The sequence below is a fragment of the Microbacterium sufflavum genome, assembly GCF_023091155.1.
GTDB lineage: Bacteria > Actinomycetota > Actinomycetes > Actinomycetales > Microbacteriaceae > Microbacterium > Microbacterium sufflavum.
Genome location: NZ_JAHWXK010000003.1, coordinates 138,342 through 164,299, shown reverse-complemented (window position 1 = coordinate 164,299; position 25,958 = coordinate 138,342). Strand labels below are relative to the sequence as shown.

Annotated in this window: 20 protein-coding genes; 16 read left to right on the top strand and 4 right to left on the bottom strand. The window is 70.5% G+C overall.

Translation table 11 applies throughout. From position 1 onward, the window contains the following. Positions 1 to 53 precede the first annotated feature (53 nt). The 5 genes from KZC56_RS16895 to KZC56_RS16875 are packed head-to-tail and all read left to right on the top strand — an operon-like array spanning position 54 to position 6,433. The gene (locus KZC56_RS16895; RefSeq protein WP_247639074.1) at positions 54 to 968 is read left to right on the top strand and encodes an ABC transporter permease; all 915 of its coding nucleotides are present in this window, start codon (positions 54 to 56) and stop codon (positions 966 to 968) included. After that, entirely contained in the window at positions 965 to 2,692 is a 1,728-nt protein-coding gene (locus tag KZC56_RS16890; protein WP_247639073.1) for an ABC transporter ATP-binding protein, read from the top strand. Before KZC56_RS16895 ends, KZC56_RS16890 begins: the two co-directional genes overlap by 4 nt. 42 nt (positions 2,693 to 2,734) lie before the next feature. After that, positions 2,735 to 3,904, top strand: a complete 1,170-nt coding sequence (locus KZC56_RS16885; RefSeq protein WP_247639072.1) for a glycoside hydrolase family 1 protein — start codon at positions 2,735 to 2,737, stop codon at positions 3,902 to 3,904. A 47-nt stretch (positions 3,905 to 3,951) separates the two neighbouring features. Then, positions 3,952 to 5,529 (top strand): methionine--tRNA ligase, encoded by a 1,578-nt coding sequence (gene metG / locus KZC56_RS16880; protein ID WP_136028589.1) that lies wholly within the window; start codon positions 3,952 to 3,954, stop codon positions 5,527 to 5,529. A 10-nt stretch (positions 5,530 to 5,539) separates the two neighbouring features. Next, positions 5,540 to 6,433 (top strand): TatD family hydrolase, encoded by an 894-nt coding sequence (locus tag KZC56_RS16875; RefSeq protein ID WP_247639071.1) that lies wholly within the window; start codon positions 5,540 to 5,542, stop codon positions 6,431 to 6,433. On the opposite strand, the gene KZC56_RS16870 is transcribed toward KZC56_RS16875, so the two are convergent. Continuing rightward, a complete protein-coding gene (locus KZC56_RS16870; protein WP_206253079.1) occupies positions 6,412 to 7,695 on the bottom strand; it encodes an MFS transporter in 1,284 nt (427 codons plus the stop codon). The genes KZC56_RS16875 and KZC56_RS16870 overlap by 22 nt on opposite strands. A gap of 54 nt (positions 7,696 to 7,749) precedes the next feature. Between KZC56_RS16870 and rsmA the strand changes: the two genes are divergently transcribed. Then, on the top strand, positions 7,750 to 8,598 hold the full coding sequence (rsmA, locus tag KZC56_RS16865) for a 16S rRNA (adenine(1518)-N(6)/adenine(1519)-N(6))-dimethyltransferase RsmA (RefSeq protein ID WP_247639070.1): 849 nt from the start codon (positions 7,750 to 7,752) through the stop codon (positions 8,596 to 8,598). A gap of 85 nt (positions 8,599 to 8,683) precedes the next feature. On the opposite strand, the gene KZC56_RS16860 is transcribed toward rsmA, so the two are convergent. Beyond that, positions 8,684 to 9,505, bottom strand: a complete 822-nt coding sequence (locus tag KZC56_RS16860) for a carbonic anhydrase (RefSeq protein ID WP_247639069.1) — start codon at positions 9,503 to 9,505, stop codon at positions 8,684 to 8,686. Between the two features lie 271 nt (positions 9,506 to 9,776). On the opposite strand from KZC56_RS16860, the gene mgrA reads away from it, so the two are divergent. From mgrA to KZC56_RS16830, 6 genes are all read left to right on the top strand, one after another. After that, positions 9,777 to 10,844: an L-glyceraldehyde 3-phosphate reductase gene (gene mgrA / locus KZC56_RS16855; protein ID WP_247639068.1), complete on the top strand. Its 1,068-nt coding sequence runs from the start codon at positions 9,777 to 9,779 to the stop codon at positions 10,842 to 10,844. Positions 10,845 to 10,851: 7 nt separating this feature from the next. After that, positions 10,852 to 11,784 (top strand): 4-(cytidine 5'-diphospho)-2-C-methyl-D-erythritol kinase, encoded by a 933-nt coding sequence (locus KZC56_RS16850; RefSeq protein ID WP_247639067.1) that lies wholly within the window; start codon positions 10,852 to 10,854, stop codon positions 11,782 to 11,784. Between the two features lie 118 nt (positions 11,785 to 11,902). Then, complete coding sequence (locus KZC56_RS16845; protein WP_136028596.1) at positions 11,903 to 12,916, top strand: LacI family DNA-binding transcriptional regulator; 1,014 nt, start codon at positions 11,903 to 11,905, stop codon at positions 12,914 to 12,916. A gap of 185 nt (positions 12,917 to 13,101) precedes the next feature. Beyond that, positions 13,102 to 14,715: a multiple monosaccharide ABC transporter ATP-binding protein gene (mmsA, locus tag KZC56_RS16840; protein WP_443677175.1), complete on the top strand. Its 1,614-nt coding sequence runs from the start codon at positions 13,102 to 13,104 to the stop codon at positions 14,713 to 14,715. Next, the gene (gene mmsB / locus KZC56_RS16835) at positions 14,712 to 16,085 is read left to right on the top strand and encodes a multiple monosaccharide ABC transporter permease (RefSeq protein ID WP_136028597.1); all 1,374 of its coding nucleotides are present in this window, start codon (positions 14,712 to 14,714) and stop codon (positions 16,083 to 16,085) included. The genes mmsA and mmsB overlap by 4 nt, the downstream gene beginning before the upstream one ends. Before the next feature lie 59 nt (positions 16,086 to 16,144). Beyond that, positions 16,145 to 17,263 (top strand): substrate-binding domain-containing protein, encoded by a 1,119-nt coding sequence (locus KZC56_RS16830; RefSeq protein WP_247639066.1) that lies wholly within the window; start codon positions 16,145 to 16,147, stop codon positions 17,261 to 17,263. Between the two features lie 152 nt (positions 17,264 to 17,415). On the opposite strand, the gene KZC56_RS16825 is transcribed toward KZC56_RS16830, so the two are convergent. Beyond that, on the bottom strand, positions 17,416 to 18,699 hold the full coding sequence (locus tag KZC56_RS16825; protein WP_247639065.1) for an MFS transporter: 1,284 nt from the start codon (positions 18,697 to 18,699) through the stop codon (positions 17,416 to 17,418). A 353-nt stretch (positions 18,700 to 19,052) separates the two neighbouring features. Continuing rightward, entirely contained in the window at positions 19,053 to 20,360 is a 1,308-nt protein-coding gene (locus KZC56_RS16820; RefSeq protein WP_247639064.1) for an HNH endonuclease signature motif containing protein, read from the bottom strand. 102 nt (positions 20,361 to 20,462) lie between these two features. Between KZC56_RS16820 and KZC56_RS16815 the strand changes: the two genes are divergently transcribed. From KZC56_RS16815 to KZC56_RS16800, 4 genes are all read left to right on the top strand, one after another. Further along, positions 20,463 to 21,203, top strand: coding sequence for an alpha/beta fold hydrolase (locus KZC56_RS16815; protein WP_136045695.1), 741 nt, complete (start codon positions 20,463 to 20,465; stop codon positions 21,201 to 21,203). A 45-nt stretch (positions 21,204 to 21,248) separates the two neighbouring features. Then, positions 21,249 to 23,072 carry an ABC-F family ATP-binding cassette domain-containing protein gene (locus KZC56_RS16810; protein ID WP_136036321.1) on the top strand — a complete coding sequence of 608 codons (1,824 nt, stop codon included), beginning with the start codon at positions 21,249 to 21,251 and terminating at the stop codon, positions 23,070 to 23,072. Between the two features lie 41 nt (positions 23,073 to 23,113). Next, positions 23,114 to 24,865 carry a Na+/H+ antiporter gene (locus KZC56_RS16805; RefSeq protein ID WP_247639063.1) on the top strand — a complete coding sequence of 584 codons (1,752 nt, stop codon included), beginning with the start codon at positions 23,114 to 23,116 and terminating at the stop codon, positions 24,863 to 24,865. Between the two features lie 125 nt (positions 24,866 to 24,990). Continuing rightward, positions 24,991 to 25,893 carry a MetQ/NlpA family ABC transporter substrate-binding protein gene (locus tag KZC56_RS16800; protein WP_247639062.1) on the top strand — a complete coding sequence of 301 codons (903 nt, stop codon included), beginning with the start codon at positions 24,991 to 24,993 and terminating at the stop codon, positions 25,891 to 25,893. Positions 25,894 to 25,958 lie beyond the last annotated feature (65 nt).

Here is a 25,958-nt window from a genome sequence, read left to right as displayed (position 1 = left end):
ATCCCTCCTTTCCCTGTCCGCCTGCACTGCGTGCTCGACCCGAGGACCAGACGATGACCTCCACCATGAACGTCAAGATCCCGGCCGATCGGATCGCGGCCCCCAGCCCGTGGCGCTCCTTCGGGCGCATGGTCGGCACCCTGTGGGCCAACGGCAAGGCACGGCTCGGGCTGTGCATCCTCGCCTTCTTCGTCCTGGTCGCGCTGTTCGCGCCGCTCCTCGCGCCGTACGGCCCGAAGGAGAACGGCTTCGAGCGCAACGCCGACGCGTCGTGGGAGCACTGGCTCGGCACGACCGCCGCGGGCGAGGACGTGCTCAGCCAGCTGATCTACGGCGCGCAGGTGAGCCTGCTGGTCGGCTTCGCCGCCGGCATCCTGTCCACGATCGTCGCGGTGCTGATCGGCCTGAGCTGGGGGTACATGCGCGGCTTCGCCGGCGAGGTCGTCGGGTTCATCGTGAACCTGTTCCTCGTGATCCCCGGCCTGCCGCTCATGATCGTGATCGCCGCGTACCTGCAGAACGGCGGCATCCTCATGATCATCGCCGTGATCGTGGTCACCGGTTGGGCGTGGGGCGCGCGCGTGCTGCGCAGCCAGACCCAGTCGCTGCGCGGCAACGACTTCGTCACCTCGGCCCAGTTCTCCGGCGACAGCAGGGCCCGCATCGTGTTCCGCGAGATCCTCCCGAACATGACCTCGATCATCGCGGGGACCCTGTTCGGCGCGGCCACCGCGGCGATCCTGGCGGAGGCAGGCCTGGAGTTCCTCGGCCTCGGCGACTCCAGCATCGTCAGCTGGGGCACCATGCTCTACTGGGCGCAGAACTCCAACTCGCTGCTCACCGGGCAGTGGCTGCTGCTGTTCGCCCCCGGTCTGTGCATCGCCCTGCTGGCCCTCAGCCTCACACTCATCAACTTCGGCGTGGACGGCATCTCCAATCCGCGCCTGCGGGAAGGGAAGGGGCGATGAGCGCCATGACCGCGCACACCTCGGATCGCAACGCCGGAATCCTCCTCGACGTGCAGAACCTGTCCGTCGAGTACGCCTCCCCGGGGCAGCAGCCCGTGCAGGCCGTGCACGACGTGTCGTTCACGCTGCGACGCGGCGAGTTCGTCGGACTCGTCGGCGAGTCCGGGTCGGGCAAGTCCACGCTCGGGTTCGCGCTGACCCGGCTGCAGAAGCCCCCGGCGCGCATCAGCGGCGGTCGCATCCTGTTCGACGGGCGCGACATCCGCGAGCTCGACGCCGAGGGACTGCGCCGCCAGCGGCAGGGCGGCTTCGCGATGGTGCTGCAGTCGGGCATGAACGCGCTCAACCCCGTGCGCACGGTCGCAGGTCACTTCCGCGACATCTTCGCCGCGCACGGGCATGTGCCCCGCGAGGCCCGTGAGGCCAGGGCCCGCGAGCTCGTGGGGAAGGTCGGCCTGAAGCCCGAGGTGCTCGACCGCTACCCCGGGGAGCTCTCGGGCGGCATGCGGCAGCGCGCCTCGATCGCCCTCGCGCTGTCGCTGGAGCCGCAGCTCATGGTGTTCGACGAGCCGACCACGGCCCTCGACGTGCTCGTGCAGCACGCGGTGATGGACACGATCCAGGAGCTGCAGCGGTCGGAACGGTTCACGGCGATCCTCATCAGCCACGACCTCGGCATCGTGCTCGAGGCCACCGACCGGGTCATGGTGATGCACGAGGGCCGCATCGTGGAGGACGCCCCGAGCCACGACATCCTGCACCGTCCGCAGGACGAGTACACGCGCATGCTGCTGAGCCACTACGCCGACCCCCGGGCGGAGAAGATCGAGATCCCCGGGTTCCTCGATGTGGGCACCCGCCGCCGCGAGGGCCGCAGCCGCACCGACGTCACCGAGACCCTGCCGACCGTGTCTGCGCGCGACACCCGGCGCGCGGACGCGGCGATCGTGGTGGACGGCGTCACCAAGCGGTACCCGGCGCCACGGCGCGGGCAGGAGCCGGTGGTCGCGGTCGACGACGTGTCCTTCCGGCTGGAGCCGGGGGAGGCCCTCGCGCTGGTCGGCGCCTCGGGGTCGGGCAAGTCGACGATCGCGAAGATGCTCACCGGCGTCGAGAAGCCCACCGCCGGCACGATCCGCTTCGGCGACACCGACGTCGCCGCGCTGAAGCGCCGGGGCCTGCGCGACCTCCGCAAGGACGTGCAGATGGTGTTCCAGGACCCGTATGCGGCCCTGAACCCGCTGCACACGGTCGAGTATGCGCTGTCCCGCCCGATCCGCAACTACACGACGCTGCGCGGCACCGAGGCGCGGGCGCGCGTGCTCGAACTGCTGGAGACCGTCGGCCTCACGCCCGTCGAGCAGTTCGCGGCCAAGCTGCCGCACCAGCTCTCCGGCGGACAGCGGCAGCGTGTCGTGATCGCCCGTGCGCTCGCGAGCGACCCGCAGGTGCTGATCGCCGACGAGCCCGTGTCGATGCTCGACGTGTCGCTGCGTGCCGGCGTGCTCGCGCTGCTGGAGGACCTGCGTGAGCGCTGGGGCATCAGCATGCTCTACATCACGCACGACCTGCTGAGCGCGCGCCTGGTCACCGAGAACATCCTGGTGCTCAACGGCGGACGGGTCGTGGAGCGCGGCGAGACCTCGCACGTGCTCCAGCACCCCGAGGACCCGTACACGGTCGAGCTGCTCGACGCCGTGCCCAACCCCTCCCGCGCGCGCTGAACCGCGCCGGGAGATCTGCAAGAAAGAGAGAGGAGCGCATCCGTGCTCGCATTCCCCGACGGCTTCCTCTGGGGCGCCGCGACCGCCGCCCATCAGGTGGAGGGCAACAACACCACGAGCAACTGGTGGGCGATGGAGCACGCCCCCGACTCGCCCATGGTCGAGCCCTCCGGCGACGCCGCCGACCACTTCCACCGCTACCCGGAGGACATGCGGCTGCTGGCCGAGGCGGGGCTGAACTCCTACCGCTTCTCGGTCGAGTGGGCGCGGATCGAGCCGGAGCGCGGCTTCGTGTCACGGGCGATGCTCGACCACTACCGCCGCATGATCGACACCGCGCGGGAGCACGGGCTCGACCCGACGGTCACCCTCATGCACTTCACGGTGCCGCAGTGGTTCCAGCGCGACGGCTTCTGGCGCGCGGACGACGCGGTCGACCTGTTCTCGCGCTACGTGGAGACCGTGCTGCCCATCCTCGACGGCGTGCGCTACGTGTGTACGATCAACGAGCCCAACATCGCCGCGATGCTGGCCGGGGGAGAGGACGCGGCCAACCTCGTCGCCTACGGTCTGCCCAATCCCGACCTCGCCGTGGCGGACACACTGCTGGCCGCGCACCGCCGGGCCTCCGAACTCGTGCACACCGTGCCGGGCGCGCAGGCGGGGTGGACCATCGCGACCCAGGCCTTCCACTCGACGGGCGAGCCGGGCGCCGACGACATGCTGGCGGCCTACGGCGACCCGCGCGACCACTGGTACCTGGAGCAGTCGGCCGGTGACGACTTCGTGGGCGTGCAGGCGTACACGCGCACGTTCATCGGTCCGGAGGGACCGCGGCCGGTCGCCGACGACGTGGAGACGACGCTGACCGGGTGGGAGTTCTACCCGCCCGCGCTCGAGCTGGGGGTGCGCAGCGCGTGGGAGCGCAGTGGCGGGGTGCCGGTGATCGTGACCGAGAACGGCATCGCCACGGCCGACGACACCCGCCGCATCGTCTACACGCAGGGCGCACTGGAGGGCCTGCACCGCGCGATCGCGGACGGCATCGAGGTGCGCGGGTATCAGCACTGGAGCGCGCTGGACAACTACGAGTGGGCGAGCGGCTTCCGGCCGACCTTCGGGCTGATCGGGTTCGACCACGAGACGTTCGAGCGGTTCCCGAAGCCGTCGCTGACGTGGCTGGGCGAGGTCGCACGACGCAACGCGCTCTGAGCGCGCACCGGCGTAACCTGCGGCATGGGGGCACCTAGAATTGCTCCATGCCCGCAGGCGAATCCTTCTACATCACCACGCCCATCTACTACCCGTCGGACGTGCCCCACATCGGCCACGGGTACACGACGGTGGCGGTCGACACGCTCGCGCGGTGGCACCGCCAGGCGGGGGATGACACCTGGATGCTCACGGGCACCGACGAGCACGGGCAGAAGATGCTGCGGGCGGCGGCGGCCAACGGCGTGACGCCGCAGGAGTGGGTGGACAAGCTGGTCAGCGAGAGCTGGTTCCCGCTGTTGACGACCCTCGATGTCGCCAACGACGACTTCATCCGCACGACGCAGGAGCGCCACGAGACCAACGTGCAGACGTTCTTCCAGCGCCTGTACGACCGCGGCTACATCTACGCGGGCGAGTACGAGGCGCTCTACTGCGTGGGCTGCGAGGAGTTCAAGCCGGAGTCCGAGATCGTCGACGGCACCGGTCCCTTCGAGGGGCTGAAGGTGTGTGCGATCCACTCCAAGCCGCTGGAGCTGCTGCAGGAGAAGAACTACTTCTTCAAGCTGAGCGAGTTCCAGGACCGGCTGCTCGAGCTGTACAAGACCGAGCCCGACTTCGTGCGGCCGGACTCGGCGCGCAACGAGGTCGTGTCGTTCGTGAGCCAGGGGCTGAAGGATCTGTCGATCTCGCGCTCCACGTTCGACTGGGGCATTCCGCTGCCGTGGGACGAGTCGCACGTGATCTACGTGTGGGTCGACGCGCTGCTCAACTACGCCACCGCCGTGGGCTACGGCTCCGATGAGGAGACGTTCGCGCGCCGCTGGCCCGCGTACCACGTGGTCGGCAAGGACATCCTGCGCTTCCACGCGGTGATCTGGCCCGCGCTGCTGATGGCGGCGGGGCTCGACGTTCCCAAGGGCGTGTTCGCGCACGGCTGGCTGCTGGTCGGCGGCGAGAAGATGTCGAAGTCGAAGCTGACCGGCATCGCGCCGACCGAGATCACCGACGTGTTCGGCTCCGACGCCTACCGTTTCTACTTCCTGTCGGCGATCGCGTTCGGCCAGGACGGCTCGTTCTCCTGGGAGGACCTGTCCGCCCGCTACCAGGCCGAGCTCGCGAACGGCTTCGGCAACCTCGCCTCCCGCACGACCGCGATGATCGAGAAGTACTTCGAGGGCATCGTCCCGCCGGCGGCCGAGTACACCGAGGCGGACCTCGCGATCCAGAAGATCGTCGCCGACGCCGCGACGAAGGCGGATGCCGCGATCGGCCAGTTCCGCATCGACGAGGCGATCTCCGCGATCTGGACCATCGTCGACGCGCTCAACGGCTACATCACCGAGAACGAGCCGTGGGCGCTGGCCCGCGACGACGAGAAGCGCGAGCGTCTGGGCACGGTGCTGTACACGTGTGCCGAGGGCCTGCGGGCCCTGGCGGTGCTGTTGTCGCCGGTGATGCCCCAGTCCACCGAGAAGCTGTGGATCGCACTGGGCGCCGCCGAGACGCTGGGTCGTCTGCAGGACCAGCCGATCCGTGAGGCGGGGGCGTGGGGCGTGCTGAAGCCGGGCACGAGCGTCAACGGCCTCGCGCCGCTGTTCCCGCGCGTGGAGTCGACGGCCTGACCGACACCCCATGACCGAGACGTACGTGCAGCGCCGAGACGGCGACGGGCGCAAAGACCTGCGGTATCCCGCAGCCCCCGAGCCCCTCGCCGTCCCGGTGTACGACAACCACGCGCACCTGGAGATCATGGACGGCGACGAGCCGTTGAGCCTGACGGAGCAGCTCGACCGCGCCGGGGCCGTGGGCATCGCCGGGGTCGTGCAGGCATCGGGCGACATCGAGTCGTCGCGCTGGGCGGTCGAGGCGGCGGCTTCGGACCGGCGCGTGCTCGCCGCGGTGGCGATCCACCCGAACGACGCACCGACCTATGCCGAGCAGGGCCGTCGCGGCGGTGTCGGTCTCGACGAGGCCCTCGCGGTGATCGACGAGCTGGCGGCGCATCCGCGCACCCGCGCGATCGGCGAGACCGGGCTCGACTTCTTCCGCACCGAGCCGGAGCGCCGCGGGCCGCAGTTCGAGTCGTTCGAGGCGCACATCGCGCTCGCGAAGAAGCACGGCATCGCGATGCAGATCCACGACCGCGACGCGCACGACGCGGTGCTGGAGACCCTGTCGCGTGTGGGCGCTCCCGATCGCACGGTGTTCCACTGCTTCTCCGGCGACGCCGCGATGGCCCGGGTGTGCGCCGACGCCGGCTACCACCTGTCGTTCGCGGGCAACGTCACGTTCAAGAACGCGCAGAACCTGCGCGACGCCCTGAAGGTCACGCCGCTCGACCGCCTACTGGTGGAGACCGACGCCCCGTTCCTCACGCCGACGCCGCTGCGGGGACGCCCGAACGCGCCCTACCTCGTGCCGATCACGGTCCGCTTCCTGGCCGCCGAGCTCGGCATCGGCGTCGACGAGCTGTCCGCGCAGCTCGCCGAGAACACCCTGCGGGTCTACGGCTCGTTCACCGACTGAGCGTCCACGTCGTCCGGGCCGGTCTGGGCGACCGGTTTCGCGCTCACGATCTGCGAGATCGGCTTCCACACCAGCAGCAGTGTGATCGCTGCGCCGCCGAACGCGAACCACCACGGTGCGGTGAGCCCCCACAGCTGGGCGATCACTCCGCCGAGCGCCTGGCCGACGATCATGCCCCCGAACACCCCGACCATGTTGACCGAGGCGACGCGTCCCTGCAGCTCGGCGGGCACGAGGCGCTGCCGGACGGTCGTGGAGATCGTGCCCCACACGAAGGCGTACGCGCCGAAGAAGAACATGATGATCAGCGCCACCCAGCCGGCGGTGGTGAGCGCGAACGCCAGGTGCATCAGCACCTCCAGCGAGAGCACGATGCGCATGAGGGTCGCGAACGACACGTGCCGTTCGAGCCACCCGAAGCTGAACGTCGCGAGGATGCCGCCGGCCGCGGACGCCGTGGTGAGGGCGCCGTACCCCACCGGGCCCATCTGCAGGTGCTCGGTCGCGTACAGCACGAGCACGCCCCACGGCGCCGCCCACGTGACGTTGAAGACGAGGATGATGATCACCAGCATGCGCACGGGCGGGTTGCGCCACAGCCAGCGCAGCCCCTCCGCGATGTCGGTGTGCACGGGCGGGTGCGCGGCGGCGTCCGCCCGGGGTGGCACGGGCGTGCGGGCCATGCGGGAGATCAGCACGACCGCGAGGCTGACGCACAGCACCTCGACCAGGAACGGCCAGGCGTGCCCGGCGGCGAACAGGAACGCCCCGAGGGGAGGACCGGCGAACTGGTTGGCCACGAGGTAGCCGGCCTGGAGCCGCGCGTTGCCGATCCCGAGGTCGTCCGGCTTCACGATCATCGGCAGCAGCGTGCTGCTCGCGGTGTCGACGAACACCTCGGCCGAGCCGTACAGGAAGGCCACCGCGAGCACGATCCCGATGTTCGCGGTGCCCGTCACGAGGAACACGCACAGCGCCGCGAGCACGACCGCCCGCGCGGCGTTCGCGATCATCACCAGGCGCCGACGGTCGAAGCGGTCGGCGATGGCCCCCGCGTGCAGGCCGAACAGCAGCCAGGGCAGGAACTGGAGGACGGCGCCGGAGGCGACGAGGATCGGCGACGAGGTCATCGAGGCGATGAGCAGGGGAGCGGCGGCCAGCGCCACGCCGTCGCCGATGTTGCTCGTCCACGACGACGCGAGCAGCCAGCGGAAGTCCCTGCCCATGCGCCGCGGAGCGATCAGTTCACCGAGGGAGGGCATCCCCGCAGGATAGCGAGTGCCGGGGACGGTCGGGCTTTCGGCGAGAATGGACGCATGACCGTCACCCTGCTCGGAGCCGCCGAGATCCGCCGACTGGCCGCCGAGCTCGATGTCACCCCCACCAAGAAGCTGGGCCAGAACTTCGTCACCGACGCGAACACGGTCCGCAAGATCGTGCAGGCCGCGCGCGTGCAGCCGGGCGAGCGCGTGGTCGAGGTGGGGCCCGGCCTGGGTTCGCTGACGCTCGCGATCCTGGAGACCGGGGCCGCCGTCACCGCCGTGGAGATCGATCACCGCCTCGCCGCCCGCCTGCCGCAGACCGCCGCCGAGCACGGCGTGCCCGAGGGGGCGCTCACGGTGGTCGATGCCGACGCGCTGCGGGTGGCCGAGCTGCCCGGCGAGCCGACCGTCCTGGTCGCGAACCTGCCGTACAACGTGTCGGTGCCGGTGCTGCTGCACTTCCTCGAGACCTTCCCCTATCTGCAGCGGGGCGTCGTGATGGTGCAGGCCGAGGTGGCCGAGCGCCTGGCGGCGAAGCCGGGGTCGAAGATCTACGGCTCGCCGAGCGTGAAGGCCGCGTGGTACGGCGAGTGGCGGCTCACCGGCACGGTGTCGCGGCAGGTGTTCTGGCCCGTTCCGAACGTCGACAGCCTGCTCGTCGGCTTCGATCGGTCGGAGGGCGAGCGCGGTTCCGAGGCCGAGCGTCGCCGCACCTTCGAGATCGTCGATGCCGCGTTCAACCAGCGCCGCAAGATGCTCCGCCAGGCGCTGTCCGGCGTCTTCGGCAGCTCGGCCGCCGCGACCGAGGTGCTGACGGCCGCCGGCGTGGCTCCGACCGCCCGCGGCGAGGACCTCACGGTCGACGACTACCAGCGCATCGCGCAGCAGGCACCGGCTGCCTGAGGCTCTACCCGCCGCTCCCGCCCCCGCCGCCGGGCTCCCGCCGTCGCAGCGGGAGCCCGGCGGAGGTGCGGGCAGGACGCGGAGCTCAGACCCCCGAAGGGATCTCCGTGAGCGTGCGGTCGTGCAGGGGCTGCACGGGTCGGTGGTTGTCGGGGTACACGGCGGTGAACGCGGCGAGCTCCTCCGCCGACACCGTCACCGGGGTGAGGTAGACGTTCCAGCGCACGTCCTCGGTGCACGGCGGCGTGGTGAGCGAGCCGTCGTACTGCACGCTCACGCCGTCCGCCGGGATGAGCGCGGCGGGGTCGATCTTGTGGCTCAGCGGCGTGCCCTTCTCGCTCACCGTGGGCGTGATCGAGGAGAAGAACTCGTCGAGCGCCGTGCTGGCCGCCCCTGCCTGCAGCATCACGCCGAGCACGAGCACCGAGCCGTCCTCGGCCTTGTGCACCAGGTGCAGCTCGGCGGGAGCCGTGCGTCCGTCGATCGTGTGCTCGCTGCTCGCGTGCAGGTGGAACTGCTGCAGCTCGTACGTCTTGCCGTTCACCTCGATCGAGTTGGACGTCGGGTCCTCCGGGATCGCCTCGATGGTGTGGCCGTTGTTCTCGATGTCGAACGCGGCGGGGGCGTAGTGCGTCACGACCTTCTGCGCGGCGGTCCCCATCTGCACCGTCGAGGTGTCGATGGCGATGGGGGACTCGTGGGAGCTGTCGACGTTCTCGCACGCGGCGCCGAACTTCCCCCAGTGCTCGGGGCCGTTGGAGCCGCGGTACGACCACTCGGCGTCCGCGGAGGCGCCGGGCGAGGGCGACGCAGACGCGGCGGGGGTCGTGGCGGCGGGTGCGCAGCCGGCGAGAGCGCCGATCGCGAGGGCCGCGGTGGACAGAGCGAGAGCGGGGCGGATCTTCATGTTGTTTCCTTCGGAGTGTGCGGCGCGCGCTGCAGGCACAGCGGATCGCCGCGCACCACACCGCGACGCCATCGGGACGATGCCCTGGCGGACTGCGTGATCACCCGGACGGCCAGTTGTCACTGCCCCGCGGCGTCCGAGCGGCACGAGTGTAGGCGACGAAACCCGGAGTTGCCCGTGGTCCCGCACCGCCCGTCGTCCCCGCCTACCAGCGCATCGGGCGCCACGCAACGGCGATCCCGGATCCCACACCGCCCGGTAATCTGGCACCGTGACCGACTCCCCGCGCTTCCGTCCCGATGTCCCCGAGCTCCACCGCCCGTACGCCGCCGACGAGGGCCGCTACGGACGGTTCGCCTACCGTCAGGTCGGGTCGTCCGGCCTCTACCTGCCGCCGATCTCGCTCGGGCTGTGGTGGAACTTCGGCGACAACATCCCGCTCGACAACCAGCGCGCGCTGCTGCGTCACGCGTTCGACGGCGGTGTCACGCACTTCGATCTCGCGAACAACTACGGCCCGCCCTACGGCTCCGCCGAGAAGAACTTCGGTCGCATCTTCGCGGAGGACTTCCGGCCCTATCGCGACGAGCTCATCATCTCGTCGAAGGCCGGCTGGGACATGTGGCCGGGCCCGTACGGCGACTACGCGAGCCGCAAGTACATCCTCGCCAGCGCCGAGCAGTCGCTCACGCGCATGGGCCTGGACTACGTCGACATCTTCTACTCGCACCGCGTCGATCCGGTCACCCCGATCGAGGAGACCGTGGGCGCGCTCGACACGCTCGTGCGGCAGGGCAAGGCCCTCTACGTGGGCATCTCGTCGTACAGCGCCGAGCGCACGGCCGAGGCGGTCGCCGTGGCGAAGGATCTCGGCACCCCGCTGGTCATCCACCAGCCCGCGTACTCCATCCTGAACCGGTGGATCGAGGACGGCCTCACGACGACGCTCGAGGAGTCGGGTCTCGGGGCCATCGCGTTCACGCCGCTCGCGCAGGGACTGCTCACCGACAAGTACCTGGGCGACGGCACCGCCGACCGGGCGCAGCAGCGCGGCTCGCTCCCGAACGGCAAGCTCACCGACGAGGCCGTGCAGACGCTGCGGGCGCTGAACGACGTGGCGAAGGGCCGCGGACAGTCGCTCGCCCAGCTGGCGCTGCAGTGGACGCTGCGCACCCCGGTGGTCGCCTCGGCCCTGATCGGGGCGTCCCGGCCCGAGCAGCTCGACGAGAACCTCGCCGCGCTCGACGGGCCCGAGTTCACCGCGGAGGAGCTCGCCCGCATCGACGAGCTGTCCGGGGGGATCGACGTGAACCTCTGGGCCACCTCCTCGGATCTGTGACCCGGTCATGAGCCTCGCCTCGGCCGCCGGATCCGTGCACGTGCGCGCGCCGGGGAAGATCAACGTCTATCTGGGGGTCGGTGGCCGCCACGACGACGGCTACCACGCCCTCGCGACGGTGTTCCAGGCGGTGTCGCTGTACGAAGACGTGATCGCGCGACGGGCGGACGACTTCTCGATCACGGTGTCCGGGGTCGAGGACGACGGCTCCGTGCCGCTCGACGACCGCAACCTGGCGATGCGCGCGGCGAAGCTGCTCGCCACGGCCACCGAGCACACCGGCGGGGTGGCGCTCGAGGTGCGCAAGAGCGTTCCGGTCGCTGGCGGCATGGGGGGCGGATCGGCCGACGCCGCCGCGGCCCTGGTCGCGTGCGATGCGCTGTGGGGGACCGGTCTGTCGCCCGCGCGTCTGCACGACCTGGCGGCGCGGCTCGGCGCCGACGTCCCGTTCGCCCTGCACGGCGGCACGGCGGTGGGCACGGGGCGCGGTGATCAGCTGAACCCCGCGCTCGCGCGCGGCCGCTTCGACTGGCTGCTGGTGACGAGCGAGCAGGGCCTGTCGACCCCGGTGGTGTACGAGCGGCTCGACCTGCTGCGCGAGGAGGAGGGTGCGCTCGCCGATGACCCGCCGCTGTCGCTCGACGTGCCGATCCCGGTGCTCCAGGCGCTGCGCACCGGAGACCCGCGGCAGCTCGCCGATGCGCTGCACAACGACCTGCAGACGGCGGCGCTGCACGAGCGGCCCGACCTGGGCGACACGATCGACCGCGGGATCGCGGCGGGTGCCCTGCACGGGATCGTCTCGGGCTCCGGTCCCACGGTCGCGCTGCTGTGCCCCGATCCCGAGACCGCGCAGGACGTGCAGACCCGGCTGCGGGACGAGGGGTTGGACCCGCTGCACGTGCACGGGCCGGTGCCCGGCGCCCGCATCCTCGGCTGAGGTCTCCCGCCGCGACGTCCTCCGGCCCACCGGTCCGTGACGCCTTCGGGATGCACGGCGCGGTCGTGGCAGACATAATGAAGTGACGATGTGACCGTGCACACGCGAGGAGGCAGTGATGTCCACGTCCTCCGAGCGTGCCCGCCTGCCGAGCATCCGCGACGTCGCCCGGCTCGCGGGGGTGTCGCACCAGACGGTGTCCCGCGTGCTGAACGATCACCCCAGCATCCGGCCGGAGACCAAGGCGAAGGTGCTCGACGCGATCGCCGTGCTGGACTACCGGCCGAACCTCGCGGCGCGCGCGCTGGTGACGAGCAAGTCGAACATGCTGGGCATCCTGTCCGCCACGATCGGCGAGTTCGGCCCCACCTCGTCCATCGCCGGGATCGAGGATGCGGCGCGCGAGGAGGGCTACTCGGTCTCCACGCTCAATCTCCCCTCGACCACGCCGGAGGCCATCGGCAACGCGGTGCGCCAGCTCGAGCGGGAGCAGGTCGACGGGATCGTGGTGCTCGCGCCACAGGTGCGCGTGTTCCATGTCTTGCGCGGCATGTCCGGCGCGATGCCCTTCGTCACTCTGCAGACGGCGTCGGGCTCGGACGGCGTGAGCCTGTCGGCCGATCAGGTCGCCGGTGCCAAAGCCGCGACGGAGCACCTCATCTCGCTCGGGCACAGCGACATCCTGCACCTGGCCGGACCGCAGGACTGGATCGAGGCGGAGTCGCGCATGCGGGGCTACCTCGACGCGCTGCGCGATGCCGATCTGCCCACGTTCCCGCCCATCCGCGGGGACTGGACGGCGGACTTCGGCTACTTCGCGGGCAAGGAGCTGTCGCACCGCCGCGACTTCACGGCGGTGTTCGCGGCGAACGACCTGATGGCGATCGGACTGCTGCACGGCTTCCGCGACGCGGGGGTGCGGGTGCCGCATGACGTGAGCGTGATCGGCTTCGACGACATCCCGGTCGCGGCCCACGTGGCACCGACGCTGAGCACCGTGCACCAGGACTTCCCGGAGCTGGGCCGCCGCGCGGTGCGCATCCTGCTGGCGCAGATCCGCGGTGAGGATCCGCCCGCGTTCGGGGCGCTGCAGACGCTGCTGCGGGCTCGCGAGTCGGCCGCCGCCCGCTGAGCCGATCCGGCGCGCTCGGGGCACTCGATTCCCGCGGGCCGCGCCCCTCCACGGATCGAATCCTTTCGATCCGCCGCGCCGCCGGGATGCCCGTGTTCCTGCGGATCGCGAGGAGATCACGGTCGCGACACGGAATGCCCGCGCCGACTTGACACCGCTCCCGCGGGAGACGACGATGTATCGATGTGAACGGTCACATCGAAGGTGACCGCACGTCGCGAGGAAGATCCGTGAGCACCACTGCAACGTTGCCGACCGTGTCAGGCCCGATCCTGGAGATGCGCAGCATCACCAAGGAGTTCCCGGGGGTCAAGGCGCTCGCCGACGTCTCGATCACCGTCCGCGCCGGCGAGATCCACGCGATCTGCGGCGAGAACGGCGCCGGGAAGTCGACGCTGATGAAGGTCCTCTCCGGGGTGTACCCGTACGGCAGCTACGACGGGGAGATCCTGCTGTACGGCGAGGAGCAGCGCTTCAAGGACATCGCCGCGAGCGAGCAGGCGGGCATCGTCATCATCCACCAGGAGCTGGCGCTCATCCCCGAGCTGTCCGTCACCGAGAACATCTTCCTCGGCAACGAGATCCGCCGCTTCGGCCGCATCGACTGGCAGGCGCAGAAGGAGCGCACGATCGAGCTGCTCGCCCGCGTCGGGCTGAGCGAAGACCCCGACGTGCCGATCAAGACCCTCGGCGTCGGCAAGCAGCAGCTCATCGAGATCGCCAAGGCCCTCAACAAGGACGTCAAGCTCCTGATCCTCGACGAGCCGACCGCGGCCCTGAACGAGAACGACTCCCAGCACCTGCTCGACCTGATTCTGGGGCTCAAGGCCAAGGGCATCGCGTCGATCATGATCAGCCACAAGCTCAACGAGATCGAGCAGATCGCCGACGAGATCACGATCATCCGCGACGGCCGCACGGTCGAGACGCTCGACATCTCCCGCGGCGAGATCAATGAGGACCGCATCATCCGCGGCATGGTCGGCCGGTCGCTGGAGAGCCGCTACCCCGACCGCACGCCCGAGATCGGCGAGGTGTTCTTCGAGGTCAGGGACTGGTGGGTGCAGCACCCGACGGTGCCGGAGCGCATGGTCGTGAAGGGCTCGAACCTGAACGTGCGGCGCGGCGAGGTCGTCGGCATCGCCGGGCTCATGGGCGCGGGGCGCACCGAGCTCGCCATGAGCATCTTCGGTCGCTCCTACGGCACCTATCTCTCCGGCACGCTCGTGAAGGACGGGCAGGAGATCGAACTGCCCGATGTCGCTGCGGCCATCAAGCACGGCCTCGCCTACGTGAGCGAGGACCGCAAGGTGCTGGGGCTCAACCTGCTCGACACCATCAAACGGTCGATCGTGGCGGCGAAGCTGTCGAAGATCGCGCACAACGGGGTGGTCGACGCGCGCGAGGAGTTCGCGGTCGCCGAACGCTACCGCAAGGCGCTGCGCATCAAGACCCCCTCGGTGGAGGAGGGCGTCGGCAAGCTGTCGGGCGGCAACCAGCAGAAGGTCGTCCTCGCGAAGTGGATGTTCACCGACCCCGACCTGCTGATCCTCGACGAGCCGACCCGCGGCATCGACGTCGGCGCGAAGTACGAGATCTACGCGATCATCAACGAGCTCGCCGCCCAGGGCAAGGGCGTGATCGTGATCTCCAGCGAGCTGCCCGAGCTTCTCGGCATCTCCGACCGCATCTACACCGTGTTCGAAGGCCGGGTCACCGACTGCATCCCGGCCGACCAGGCGACCCCCGAGGACCTCATGCGCAGCATGACCTCCGCGACCCAGAAAGCATCCGCATGACCACCGACTCGACCACCGCGAAGCGCGGCTTCCACTTCAAGGACATCACGAAGATGTTCGGCGGCGGCGGCACCTCCACGCTGCGCCAGTTCGGCATCCTCGGCAGCCTCGTCGTCATCCTCGTCGTCTTCCAGGTGCTGACGTGGATCGTGAAGGGCACCGGACTCACGCTGTCGTCCGGGAACCTCATCAACGTCGTCAACCAGTACTCGTACATCCTGATCCTGGCGATCGGCATGGTGATGGTCATCATCATGGGGCACATCGACCTCTCGGTCGGCTCGGTCGCCGCGTTCACGGGCATCGTGGTGGCGAAGGCGATGCAGGACTGGAACCTTCCCTGGCCGCTCGGCATCCTGCTGGGACTGGGGGTCGGTGTGCTCGTGGGAGCCTGGCAGGGCTTCTGGGTCGCCTATGTGGGAGTGCCGGCGTTCATCGTGACCCTGGCCGGCATGCTGTTCTTCCGCGGGGCGAACCAGTGGGTCGGCGACTCGCAGTCCGTGCCCGTTCCGGAGGGCTTCAAGATCATCGGCGCGGGGTACCTGCCGGAGATCGCACTGCCGCTGCCGTTCAACATCCCGACCATGCTGCTGGCGCTCGCCGGCGTGGCGTGGATCGTGTTCTGGGAGATCCGTACGCGTCGCGTGCAGCGCAAGATGGGCTCCGACATGGCGCCGCTGTGGGTCAGCGTCACCAAGGTCGTGCTGATCTCGGCGGTCATCCTCATCGCGGGCTGGCTGTTCGCCACCGGACGTGAGGGCACCAGCTTCCCGATCTCGGGCGTCATCCTGCTCGCCCTGGTCATCCTGTACTCGTTCATCACGAACAACACCGTGTTCGGCCGGCACATCTACGCGGTCGGCGGCAACCGGCAGGCGGCGCGCCTGTCGGGCGTGAAGGACCGCTGGGTCGACTTCTTCGTGATGATGAACATGTCGGTCCTGGCCTCGCTGGCCGGCATGATCTACGTCGCGAGGGCGACCGCGTCCGGTCCCCAGGATGGCAACGGCTGGGAGCTCGACGCGATCGCCTCGGTCTTCATCGGCGGTGCGGCCGTCTCGGGCGGCATCGGCACCGTGATCGGGTCGATCATCGGTGGTCTCGTGATGGCGTTCCTCAACAACGGCCTCGCCCTGCTCGGCGCCGGCGCCGACGTCGTGTCGATGATCAAGGGCCTCGTGCTGCTGTTCGCGGTCGGCATCGACGTGTGGAACAAGCAGCAGGGGCGCCCGTCGATCACCGGCTTCCTCACGCGCCGCTTCGGCCGCAAGCAGGACCCGGCCACCGACACCTTCGATCCGACGAAGACGAACTACCCCACCAGCCAGAAGTACGAAGCCCCCGCCGTCGAGGAGACGCGCGGAAAGTAAGGGCCGCGTCGCGCAGCGCACGCGCGACGAGACCTGCACACACCAGAGAAAGAGATCACATGAAGAAGATTCTTCTGTCGGCGACAGCGCTTGTCGTCGCGGGCGCATTCGCCCTCACCGGCTGCTCCTCGGAGCGCGGCGGTGACACGGGATCGGGTTCCGGCGATGAGGCCACGAAGGGCTTCGCCGCCGACGCCACGATCGGTGTCGCCCTCCCGGACAAGACCTCGGAGAACTGGGTCCTGGCCGGTGACCTGTTCAAGACCGGTCTCGAGAAGGCGGGATTCAAGGCCGACGTGCAGTACGCGCCGGCCAGCAACACGGTCGCCGAGCAGCAGAACCAGATCCAGGCGCTCGTCACGGGCGGTGCCAAGGTGATCATCATCGGCGCGAAGGACGGTAAGCAGCTCACCACCCAGGTCGAGGCCGCGCGCGACGCCGGTGTCGCCGTCATCGCGTACGACCGCCTGATCGAGAACACCGACGCGGTGGACTACTACGTCGCGTTCGACAACTTCGAGGTCGGCAAGCTCCAGGGTCAGGCGCTCCTCGACGGTCTCGCCGAGCGCGCGGGCCACGAGGCGCCGTACAACATCGAGCTGTTCTCGGGTTCGCCGGACGACGCCAACTCCGCCGTGTTCTTCAACGGCGCGATGGAGGTGCTGCAGCCGAAGATCGACGACGGCACGCTGAACGTCGTCTCCGGGCAGACCGAGATCTCCCAGACGGCGACCGAGGGCTGGAAGCCGGAGAACGCCCAGCGCCGCATGGACTCGATCCTCACGTCCAGCTACGGCTCGGAGACGCTCGACGGCGTCCTGTCCCCGAACGACACGCTCGCGCGCGCCATCATCACCTCGGCGCAGCAAGCCGGCAAGCCCGTCCCGGTCGTCACCGGTCAGGACTCCGAGGTCGAGTCGGTGAAGTCGATCATGGAGGGCGTCCAGTACTCCACGATCAACAAGGACACCACGCTGCTCGTGGAGCAGGCCATCAAGATGGTCGGCCAGCTGCAGAAGGGCGACGAGGTCGACGTCAACGACACCGACCAGTACGACAACGGCAAGAAGGTCGTTCCGGCCTACCTGCTCCCGCCGGTCATCGTGACCAAGGAGAACGCGGCCGAGGCGTACGCCAACGTGCCGAGCCTCCTCGAGATCGTGAAGTCGTACCAGTAACACGATTCGCACAGCGCACGAGCCGTCCGTCCCTTCCGGGGCGGGCGGCTCGTCCGCATGGGGGCCCGTGTCTGTCCGGCGCCTGCGTCACGGGGCTGTGTCGGTCGCGGCGCCCGTGACGCCAGCGCACCGGCGCCGATCACGAGGTCGCGTCACGAGGTGCGCGTCATGGAGGCGCGGGTGAGGAGCAGGAGGGTGAGGGCGATCCCGGTGAGGGCGACCGCGACCCAGACCGGTCCGAGAGGTCCGGTGCCGGTCGCCAGTGCCGCGGCTCCGAGCACGGGGCCCGCGGCCGCTCCGACGTTCAGGGCTGCGGTCGCGGCGGAGCCGGCCATGGTCGGTGCCGCGGTCGCGGCGTACAGCACCCGTGTGACCAGGGTGCTGCCCACCCCGAACGACAGCACCCCCAGCACGAGCACGCCGGCGAGCAGAGCCGCGGGGTGGATCGCGAGGAGCGCGAACGCCGTCCAGCCGGCGAGCAGCAGCGGTCCGCCGATGCCGACCACCAGCCCGGGGTGCCGGTCGGAGAGTCGCCCAGCGACGGTCACACCGACGAACGACCCGACGCCGAAGAGCACCAGGGTGATCGCCACCCATCCCTCGGCCAGGTGCGCGGTCTCAGTCACGATCGGCGCGAGGAACGTGAAGGCGGCGAACGTGCCGCCGTTGATCAGCGCCGCGAGCGCCAGAGCGATGGCGACCGGTCGGGTGCCGAAGACGCGCAGCTCGGCACGCAGGGTCGGCGCGGCCGCGGGCGCGGGCGTGGGTGTGGGCGCTGGTGTGGGTGTGGGTGTGGGTGTGGGCGTGGCCGCGGGCGCGGGCGCGGGTGTGGGTGTGGGTGTGGGCGCTGGTGTGGGTATGGATGTGGACTCTGGCCGGTATGGAGCGATCACGCGCGCAGGGACGCCGCGGACGATCCCGAGGAGGGCGGGCACGCAGAGCAGCGCGACCGCCCAGAAGGTGGCGCGCCACCCCCAGGCCGCGCCCAGCACGGTGCCCGCGGGAACGCCCGCGACCGTGGCGACGGTGGTGCCGGCCAGGAGCACCGAGACCGCGCGCCCGGTCTGGCCGGGCGGCACCAGCGACGTCGCGGTGCGCAGGGCGACGGCGAGGAAGCCGGCGTTGGCGATCGCGCTCACCACCCGCGTGAGGAGCAGGACCTCGAACGACGTGGTGAGGGCGCCGAGCACGTGGCACGCGCCGAACGCGAGCAGGCACAGGAGCAGGGTGAGGCGAGGCGGCCATCCGCGCGCGAAGGCCGCCATCACCGGGGCGCCCACGACCATTCCGATCGCGAAGGCGGAGGTGAGCAATCCCGCTGATCCGACGGGGATGGCGAGGTCGTCGGCGATCGCGGGGAGGAGCCCGGCGAGCATGAATTCGGACGTGCCCATGACGAACACCGTCAGGGCGAGGGAGTAGAGGGCAAGAGGCATCGAGGACTCCGAGGTGAGAGAGCAGAAGAGGTCTTCTGGTCACCACGGCCAGCCCGGTGCGACGGGTGCGACGGGGGAGCGCCCGCCCGGGGGCGGATGCGACGAGTCAGCGAGTGTCGGGGCTGGCGGTGCGACCGGCAGCCCCCGACCTGTCTGATTCGGGGCTCGACATGCTTCCACTCTAGGGGGAGGCGCGCTCGCCGTACCTGCCGCGCTCGCCGCACTCGCTGCACCCACCGCTCGCCGCACCTGCCGCACTCGCTGCACCCACCGCTCGCCGCACCTGCCGCACTCGCTGCACCCACCGCTCGCCGCACCCGCCGGCATCATCAATGCGCTCGCAGCATCGCGACTCAGAACGGTGCCGCCTCCGCGAACACCACCGATGGCCGAGGCGGCGGGCGGTCGAGGTAGCTCCGTCCGGTCGGACTCGTCCACTCCAGAAGGCCGCCCGGCCGCTGTCGCACCTGCCACGGGGAGTGGTGCTTGAGGGTGTGGTGTCTGCGGCAGAGGGTCGCCAGGTTCCGGTGCTCGGTCTTCCCGCCGCGGGCCGCATCGTGGCTGTGGTCGAGGTCGCTCTTCCGCGCCGCGAGGCCGCATCCGGGGAAACGACAGCGCTGGTCGCGCGCTCGCAGGTGCCGGCGGAGCTCCTCGCTCGGCCGGTAGCGGTCGACCGCGAGCGTCGCGCCGCTGATCGGATGCGTCAGCACCCGGTCCCACCCCGCGGCGCCGCCGGTCAGATGTCGGGCGGTCTCCGCATCGATCGGCGTCTGACCGTCGAGCTCAGCCGGAGCGCCCACCGCCGTGGGGTGATCGTCACGAAGAAGGGTCAGCACAGGCACCGTCACCTCCACGCGCGCCCGCAGCTCGCCCAGCAGACCGTCCGCCGTGTCGTGGCCGGCCGGGGTGCCAGTCAGCACCAGATCGGAGAGCAGGTCGGCTCGCAGCTGGTCGACCGTGCGGGTGTCGGGTGTGGCAGGGGAGGGCTCGGTCGCGCCCCGCTCCGCGCGCGCGTTCTCCTGCTGTACGGCGTGAGCCATCTGCGACAGCCGGTCGAACATGCCGTGGACGAGTGCCGCCGGTCCGTGCATGCCCAGGTCGGCCATCCCGTCGCCTGCGTCTTTCACCCAGACCCGCCGCTGCTCGCGGGCGTCGCGGTGCCGTTCGGTGACCGTGCGCTCCTGGAAGCGTTCGGCGAGGCGTCGCACGAGCGGCCGCAGCCGGTTGGGCGAGGTGGTCTGCGCGAGGGCTACGGCGTCGTCGGCGAAGGCCGACCGCTCGGAAGCGTCGTGGAGATGCGCGCCCGCGTCGAGGATCGCGCGCGCGTGCGCCGCGCTGATCAGCCCGCGGCCCTGCGCCTCCCACACCGCGGGGAAGCGCTCGACCAGCCAGGACGCCTCGGACATGCGCCGTTCGACCGCGCGATCGCTCGCGCGCTGGGCCGCGCCGATCTCGGCGGCGACCGTGCGGATCGCCAGGTCGCCGTGGTCGGGGTGGCGCCCCTGCCGGGCGATGTCGACCGCGAGGCGCCCGGCCAGGGCCAGCAAGCCGTCGCGGGCGGCCTGCATGCTGCTCAGCGTCTGCTCCGCCGCGACCAGGCCCGCGACCAGCTCGGCGAGCATCGCCCGCTGGGAGTCGGTGGCGTCGAGCAGCGCGGTCATGACCTCACTCCATCACTGACCACCGACATTCGAACAAAGGATCGAACGAGTGTGGACGAAAGTCAGGTCACGGAAAGGTAACGGTCGTGGTTTACTGACGCGATGCTTCTCAACGTCGTCGAAGCCGGTTCGGGCGAGCACACGGTCGTGCTCCTCCACGGCATGATGGGCTCCGCCGAGAGCTGGCACCGCGTCGTGCCCGCGCTGACGGAGCGCGGTTTCCGCGTACTCGCGCTCGATCTCCCCGGTCACGGACTCTCGCCGCGCGATCCGCAGCTCACGATCGAGAGCGCGGCCGACGCGGTCGTCGAGACCCTGGTGCGCCTCCTCGAGCCCCCGTCCGCCACCCCCGGCCCGCCCCTGATCGCCGCGATGGGACACTCCTTCGGTGCCACGGTCCTCGCCGCGGCCGCCCCGCGACTCGAACCGGCGCTCGCCGTCTACGTCGACGCGGCGCTGACCCTGCAGGGCGGTCAGGATCGCGCGGCGCTGGTGTCGCAGTACGAACACGACCGGCGTGCACGCCTGTCGCCGACCGAGCTGCGCCGCGCGCGTCCGTTCTATTCGGTCGCCGATGCCGAGGCGGAGGCCCGCGCGGCCGAGCGGTTCGATGCCGCGACGGCCGCGTCCGTGTCGTGCGGCTCCGATGGGCACTGGAGCGCCGCACCGGGCTCGATCGTCGTCCGCGCCGACCCCAGCGCGTGGGTCACCGACGAGGACGCGCGCCGGTTCGAGCACGAGGGCGTCCGCGTGCGGAGCATCCCTGGCGCGGCGCACACCGTCTGGTACAGCCACTTCGACGTGTTCACCGCGGCGCTGCCGGAGCTCTTCGGCTCCCGCTGACGACAGGGCGGGCGGCCCGCGATCCGCGACTACCCTGGAGAGGACATGGCACATCTTCTCGGGGCCGAAGCCCTGCACCTCGAATACCCGACCCGCGTCGTCTTCGACTCCGTCACCCTCGGCATCGAGGAGGGGGACCGCATCGGGATCGTCGGCCGCAACGGCGACGGCAAGTCCAGCCTCCTCGGCATGCTCGCCGGCACCAAGGAGCCGGACTCCGGCCGGGTGACCGTGCGCGGCGGCACCCGCATCGGTGTGCTGACCCAGGCGGATACGCTCCCGGACGACCTCACGATCGGCGCGGCCGTGGTCGGCGACGTGCCGGAGCACGAGTGGGCGGGCGACGCCCGGGTGCGCGATGTGATCGACGGGCTGCTGCGAGAGCTCCCGTGGGACGCGCGGATCGGATCGCTCAGCGGCGGCCAGCGGCGGCGTGTGTCGCTCGCCAAGCTCCTGACCGGCGACTGGGACGTGATCGCGCTCGACGAGCCCACCAACCACCTCGACGTCGAGGCCATCACCTGGCTCGCCGGTCACCTGAAGAAGCGCTGGTCCCCGAACGCCGGGGCGCTGCTGGTCGTCACGCACGACCGCTGGTTCCTCGACGAGATCTGCACCGAGACGTGGGAGGTGCACGACCGCATCGTCGAGCCGTTCGAGGGCGGCTACGCGGCGTACATCCTGCAGCGGGTCGAGCGTGACCGCATGGCCGCGGCGACCGAGGCGAAGCGGCAGAACCTCGCCCGCAAGGAGCTCGCGTGGCTGCGCCGTGGCGCCCCCGCGCGCACCAGCAAGCCGAAGTTCCGCATCGACGCGGCCAACGAGCTGATCGCGGACGTGCCGGAGATCCGCGACAAGGTGTCGCTGCAGTCGCTCGCGGTGTCGCGGCTCGGGAAGGACGTGGTCGACCTGCTCGACGTCGGCGTGACCTACCCGACCGAGGACGGCGGCGTGAAGACGGTGCTGAAGGACGTGGAGTGGCGCATCGCACCGGGGGAGCGCACCGGCATCCTCGGGGTGAACGGGGCGGGGAAGTCCACGCTGCTCGGGCTGATCTCCGGTGCCGTCGAGCCGACAGAGGGCCGGGTCAAGCGCGGCAAGACCGTGCAGGTGCGCACCCTCACGCAGCGCCTCGACGAGCTCACGCCGCACTGGAACGACCCGGTGCGCGTGGTGATCTCCGGGTTGCGCACCTCCTACACGCTCGGCGCCGGGTCGAAGGCGCAAGACCTCACGCCCGGTCAGCTGCTGGAGCGGCTCGGGTTCTCGTCGGCGCAGCTGTCGACACCGGTCAAAGACCTCTCGGGCGGCCAGCAGCGCCGGTTGCAGCTGCTGCTCGTGCTGCTCGACCAGCCCAACGTGCTGATCCTCGACGAGCCGACCAACGACATGGACACCGACATGCTCGCCGCGATCGAGGACCTCCTCGACTCCTGGTCGGGCACGCTCCTGGTCGTCAGCCACGACCGGTACTTCCTGGAGCGCGTGACCGACCAGCAGTACGCGATCCTCCCGGGGCCCGACGGCGCCGGACGGCTGCGCCACCTCCCCGGCGGCGTGGACGAGTACCTGCGGCTGCGCGAGCGGGTGGAGGCCGAGGGGCCGAAGCCCTCCGCGAGTGCCGCTGCGGCGGCACCGACCGGCCTCGACGGTGCCGCGCTCCGCACGGCGCAGAAGGAGGTCGCGGCGCTCGAACGACGCATCCAGAAGCTCACCGCGCAGGTCGACGCGGCCAAGCACGCACTCGCCGACCACGACCAGTCCGACTACGCCGGACTGGGGGAGCGGATGAAGGAGATCTCGGCGCAGGAGGCCGAGATCGAGGAGCTCGAGCTGCGCTGGTTCGAACTCACCGAACAGATCGGCTGAGACCAGGAATATCCTTCTCCCCATAGCGTTGGGAGGTAGGGATGGAAGGCCTTGAAGTCACCGTCCTGCTCGGACTCACGATCCTCGTCGGAACCCTGATCGCCCCGCGCGTGCGTCTCGCGCTCCCGCTCGTCCTCGTCCTGCTCGGACTGCTGCTCGGTTTCGTGCCGGAGCTGCGCGAGGTGCAGCTGCCGCCGGAGGCCGTGCTGCTGCTGTTCCTGCCCGTGATCCTGTTCTGGGAGAGCCTCACCACGTCGCTGCGCTCGATCCGCCGCGACTTCCGCTACATCCTGCCGATGAGCACCCTGCTCGTGGTGGCCTCGGCGTTCGCGGTCGCGGGCATCGGCGTGCTGTTCGGGATGCCGTGGGAGGTCGCGCTCATCCTGGGCGCCGCCGTCGCCCCGCCCGATGCCACCGCGGTCGCCGCGCTCGGACGTCTGCTGCCGCGACGCATGTTCATGAAGCTGAAGGCGGAGAGCCTCACGAACGACGGCACCGCGCTCGTCCTGTATGCGATCGCGGTGTCGCTCGCGCTCGGCGGCCAGGTCACGCCGCTCTCGGTCACGTGGGACGTGCTGGTGTCGTACGTCGGCGGGGTCGCGGCGGGCGTCGCGGTCGCCGCGATCGCGTACCTGCTGCTGCGTCGCATGTCGTCGACCATCGTCATCAACGTGACGCTGCTGCTCGTGCCGTTCTCGGCGTTCCTGGTCGCCGAGATGGTGCACGCCTCGGGGGTGCTGGCCGTGGTCGTGGCCGGACTCATCGTGGCCTGGGTGTCGCCGCGCGTGACGACCGCGGCGTCGCGGCGCCAGGCGGACGCGGCGTGGCCCTTCGGCGTGTTCCTCCTCAACGGCGCGCTGTTCGTGCTCATCGGGCTCGAGGTGCAGTACGTGGTGCACGAGGTGCCGCCGTCGGTGATCGGGCGACTGGTGCTGATCACGCTCGCGGTGTGGGCCACGCTGCTGGTCGTGCGCTACCTGTTCCAGCTGCTCAACGTGCTGTTCCAGGGCAGGCCGTCCGCCCGCCCGGCCCCTGGCTCGCGCTCCCGTGCGCGCCTCGTGTCCACCGTCGCGGGGATGCGCGGAGCCGTGTCGCTCGCGATCGCCCTGTCGGTGCCCACGACCGTGACCGAGGGCGGCGCGATCGCCGGCCGCGACGAGATCGTGCTCGTGACGGCCGGGGTGATCCTGCTCAGTCTGCTCGCGCAGGCCCCCATGCTGCCCGCCCTGGTGCGCTGGGCGCGGTTCCCGGTCGACCACGCGGAGGCCGAGGAGTTCGAGCTCGCGGAGCGCGCGATCTCCGGCGCCGCTCTGGCCGCGCTGGACGACCTGGCCGCCGAGCACGGCGTCGGCGCGGAGGTGCGCGATCACGTGCGGGCCGAGGGGTATCGCAACCTGGAGTTCGCGAACGCCCGGACCCTGGCGCGGGAGCAGGCCCTGATCGACGCGGAGGCCGAGGCGCTGGACGACATGCTCGGCGAGCCCGACCCCCTGGGCATCGGCGGGGAGCCGGAAGCCGACGGCGGCGTCGGCGGCGCGGTCGACCCCGAGTCGAGCGACGGCACGGTGCTGCAGATGATCGCGACCTCGGCCGACGTCGACCTGGCCCAGCGCTCTCCGCTCATCCGGCACGAGGAGCACACGCGACTCAAGCTCGCGCTGCTCGACCGCAAGCGCGAGGTGCTGCTCGGGCTGCGCAGCGCCGGGACCGTGGACGACCTGGTGGTGCGGCGCATCTCGGCCCGGCTCGACCTCGAACAGGTGCGTCTGCAGGGCATCGAGGAGTTCGACTGACCCTCACCCGGTGGTCCGCCCCGGGCGCCGCCGGGACCTGTGACGCCGTGTGACGGCGCGATTCCGCCGCCTGCGCCCGACCTGCCTAACGTAGTCGGGTCCCGCCAGGAAGGAACCCCCTCATCATGTCCCGCCGCACCACCACCGTCCTCGCCGCGCTCGCCGCGGTCCCGCTATTCGTCGCGCTCTCCGGATGCGCGACGGCCTCCTCCGACGCCGGTTCCGGCGACGCGGAGAACGAGACCGTCAAGATCGGGGTCGTCGGCAAGGGCGACGCGCAGTGGCCCGCCTTCGTCGAGGCTGCCGCCGACGAGGGCATCACGGTCGAGCTGGTCGACTTCGGCTCCTACGAGCAGCCGAACCCCGCGCTGACGGAGGGCGAGATCGACCTCAACCAGTTCCAGCACATCGTGTACCTCGCCGAGTACAACAACGCCTCGGGCTCCGACCTCACGCCGATCGGCTCCACCGCGATCTACCCGCTCGGCCTGTACTCGAAGAAGTACGACGACGTGGACGACATCCCCAAGGGCGAGACCGTCGCCGTGCCGGACGACGCGTCGAACCAGGCCCGCGCGCTGAACGTGCTGCAGCAGGCCGGCCTCGTCGAGCTGAAGAGCGGCGGCACGCCCTACTCCGACCTCGCCGACGTCGACACCGAGAAGTCGAAGGTGCAGGTGAAGGCGCTGGAGGCGGCGCTCATCCCCACCTCACTGCCCGATGTCGCCGCTGCGATCATCAACAACGACTTCGTGGAGGACGCCGGGCTCACGTTCGACGACGCGATCGCGCAGGACGACCCCGAGGACCCGAGCGCCCTGCCGTACGTGAACATCTTCGCGGCCCGCGCGGAGGATGCCGACAACGAGACCTACAACAAGCTGGTCGAGATCTTCCAGACGAACGAGGACGTGCAGGCGGGACTCCTCGAGTCCTCCGGTGGCACGGCGGTGGCGCTGCAGACCCCGGTGAAGGACCTCGTGGCCTCGCTGGAGAAGGTCCAGAAGAACGCCGACGCGAAGAAGTGACGCAGTGGGGGTGCGGGGCACCCCCACCCCATGAGGGAGAATCGGGTGGCGCCTCTCGCGTCGCC

Excerpts from the sequence above, each read along its gene's own strand:
- KZC56_RS16875 (WP_247639071.1), top strand. The coding sequence starts at position 5,540 with ATGACCGAGACGTACGTGCAGCGCCGAGACGGCGACGGGCGCAAAGAC.
- KZC56_RS16800 (WP_247639062.1), top strand. The coding sequence starts at position 24,991 with ATGTCCCGCCGCACCACCACCGTCCTCGCCGCGCTCGCCGCGGTCCCG.
- mmsB (WP_136028597.1), top strand. The coding sequence starts at position 14,712 with ATGACCACCGACTCGACCACCGCGAAGCGCGGCTTCCACTTCAAGGAC.
- rsmA (WP_247639070.1), top strand. The coding sequence starts at position 7,750 with ATGACCGTCACCCTGCTCGGAGCCGCCGAGATCCGCCGACTGGCCGCC.
- metG (WP_136028589.1), top strand. The coding sequence starts at position 3,952 with ATGCCCGCAGGCGAATCCTTCTACATCACCACGCCCATCTACTACCCG.
- KZC56_RS16845 (WP_136028596.1), top strand. The coding sequence starts at position 11,903 with ATGTCCACGTCCTCCGAGCGTGCCCGCCTGCCGAGCATCCGCGACGTC.
- KZC56_RS16820 (WP_247639064.1), bottom strand. The coding sequence starts at position 20,360 with ATGACCGCGCTGCTCGACGCCACCGACTCCCAGCGGGCGATGCTCGCC.
- KZC56_RS16890 (WP_247639073.1), top strand. The coding sequence starts at position 965 with ATGAGCGCCATGACCGCGCACACCTCGGATCGCAACGCCGGAATCCTC.
- KZC56_RS16810 (WP_136036321.1), top strand. The coding sequence starts at position 21,249 with ATGGCACATCTTCTCGGGGCCGAAGCCCTGCACCTCGAATACCCGACC.
- KZC56_RS16850 (WP_247639067.1), top strand. The coding sequence starts at position 10,852 with ATGAGCCTCGCCTCGGCCGCCGGATCCGTGCACGTGCGCGCGCCGGGG.
- KZC56_RS16830 (WP_247639066.1), top strand. The coding sequence starts at position 16,145 with ATGAAGAAGATTCTTCTGTCGGCGACAGCGCTTGTCGTCGCGGGCGCA.
- KZC56_RS16815 (WP_136045695.1), top strand. The coding sequence starts at position 20,463 with ATGCTTCTCAACGTCGTCGAAGCCGGTTCGGGCGAGCACACGGTCGTG.
- KZC56_RS16825 (WP_247639065.1), bottom strand. The coding sequence starts at position 18,699 with ATGCCTCTTGCCCTCTACTCCCTCGCCCTGACGGTGTTCGTCATGGGC.
- KZC56_RS16805 (WP_247639063.1), top strand. The coding sequence starts at position 23,114 with ATGGAAGGCCTTGAAGTCACCGTCCTGCTCGGACTCACGATCCTCGTC.
- KZC56_RS16860 (WP_247639069.1), bottom strand. The coding sequence starts at position 9,505 with ATGAAGATCCGCCCCGCTCTCGCTCTGTCCACCGCGGCCCTCGCGATC.
- KZC56_RS16895 (WP_247639074.1), top strand. The coding sequence starts at position 54 with ATGACCTCCACCATGAACGTCAAGATCCCGGCCGATCGGATCGCGGCC.
- KZC56_RS16870 (WP_206253079.1), bottom strand. The coding sequence starts at position 7,695 with ATGCCCTCCCTCGGTGAACTGATCGCTCCGCGGCGCATGGGCAGGGAC.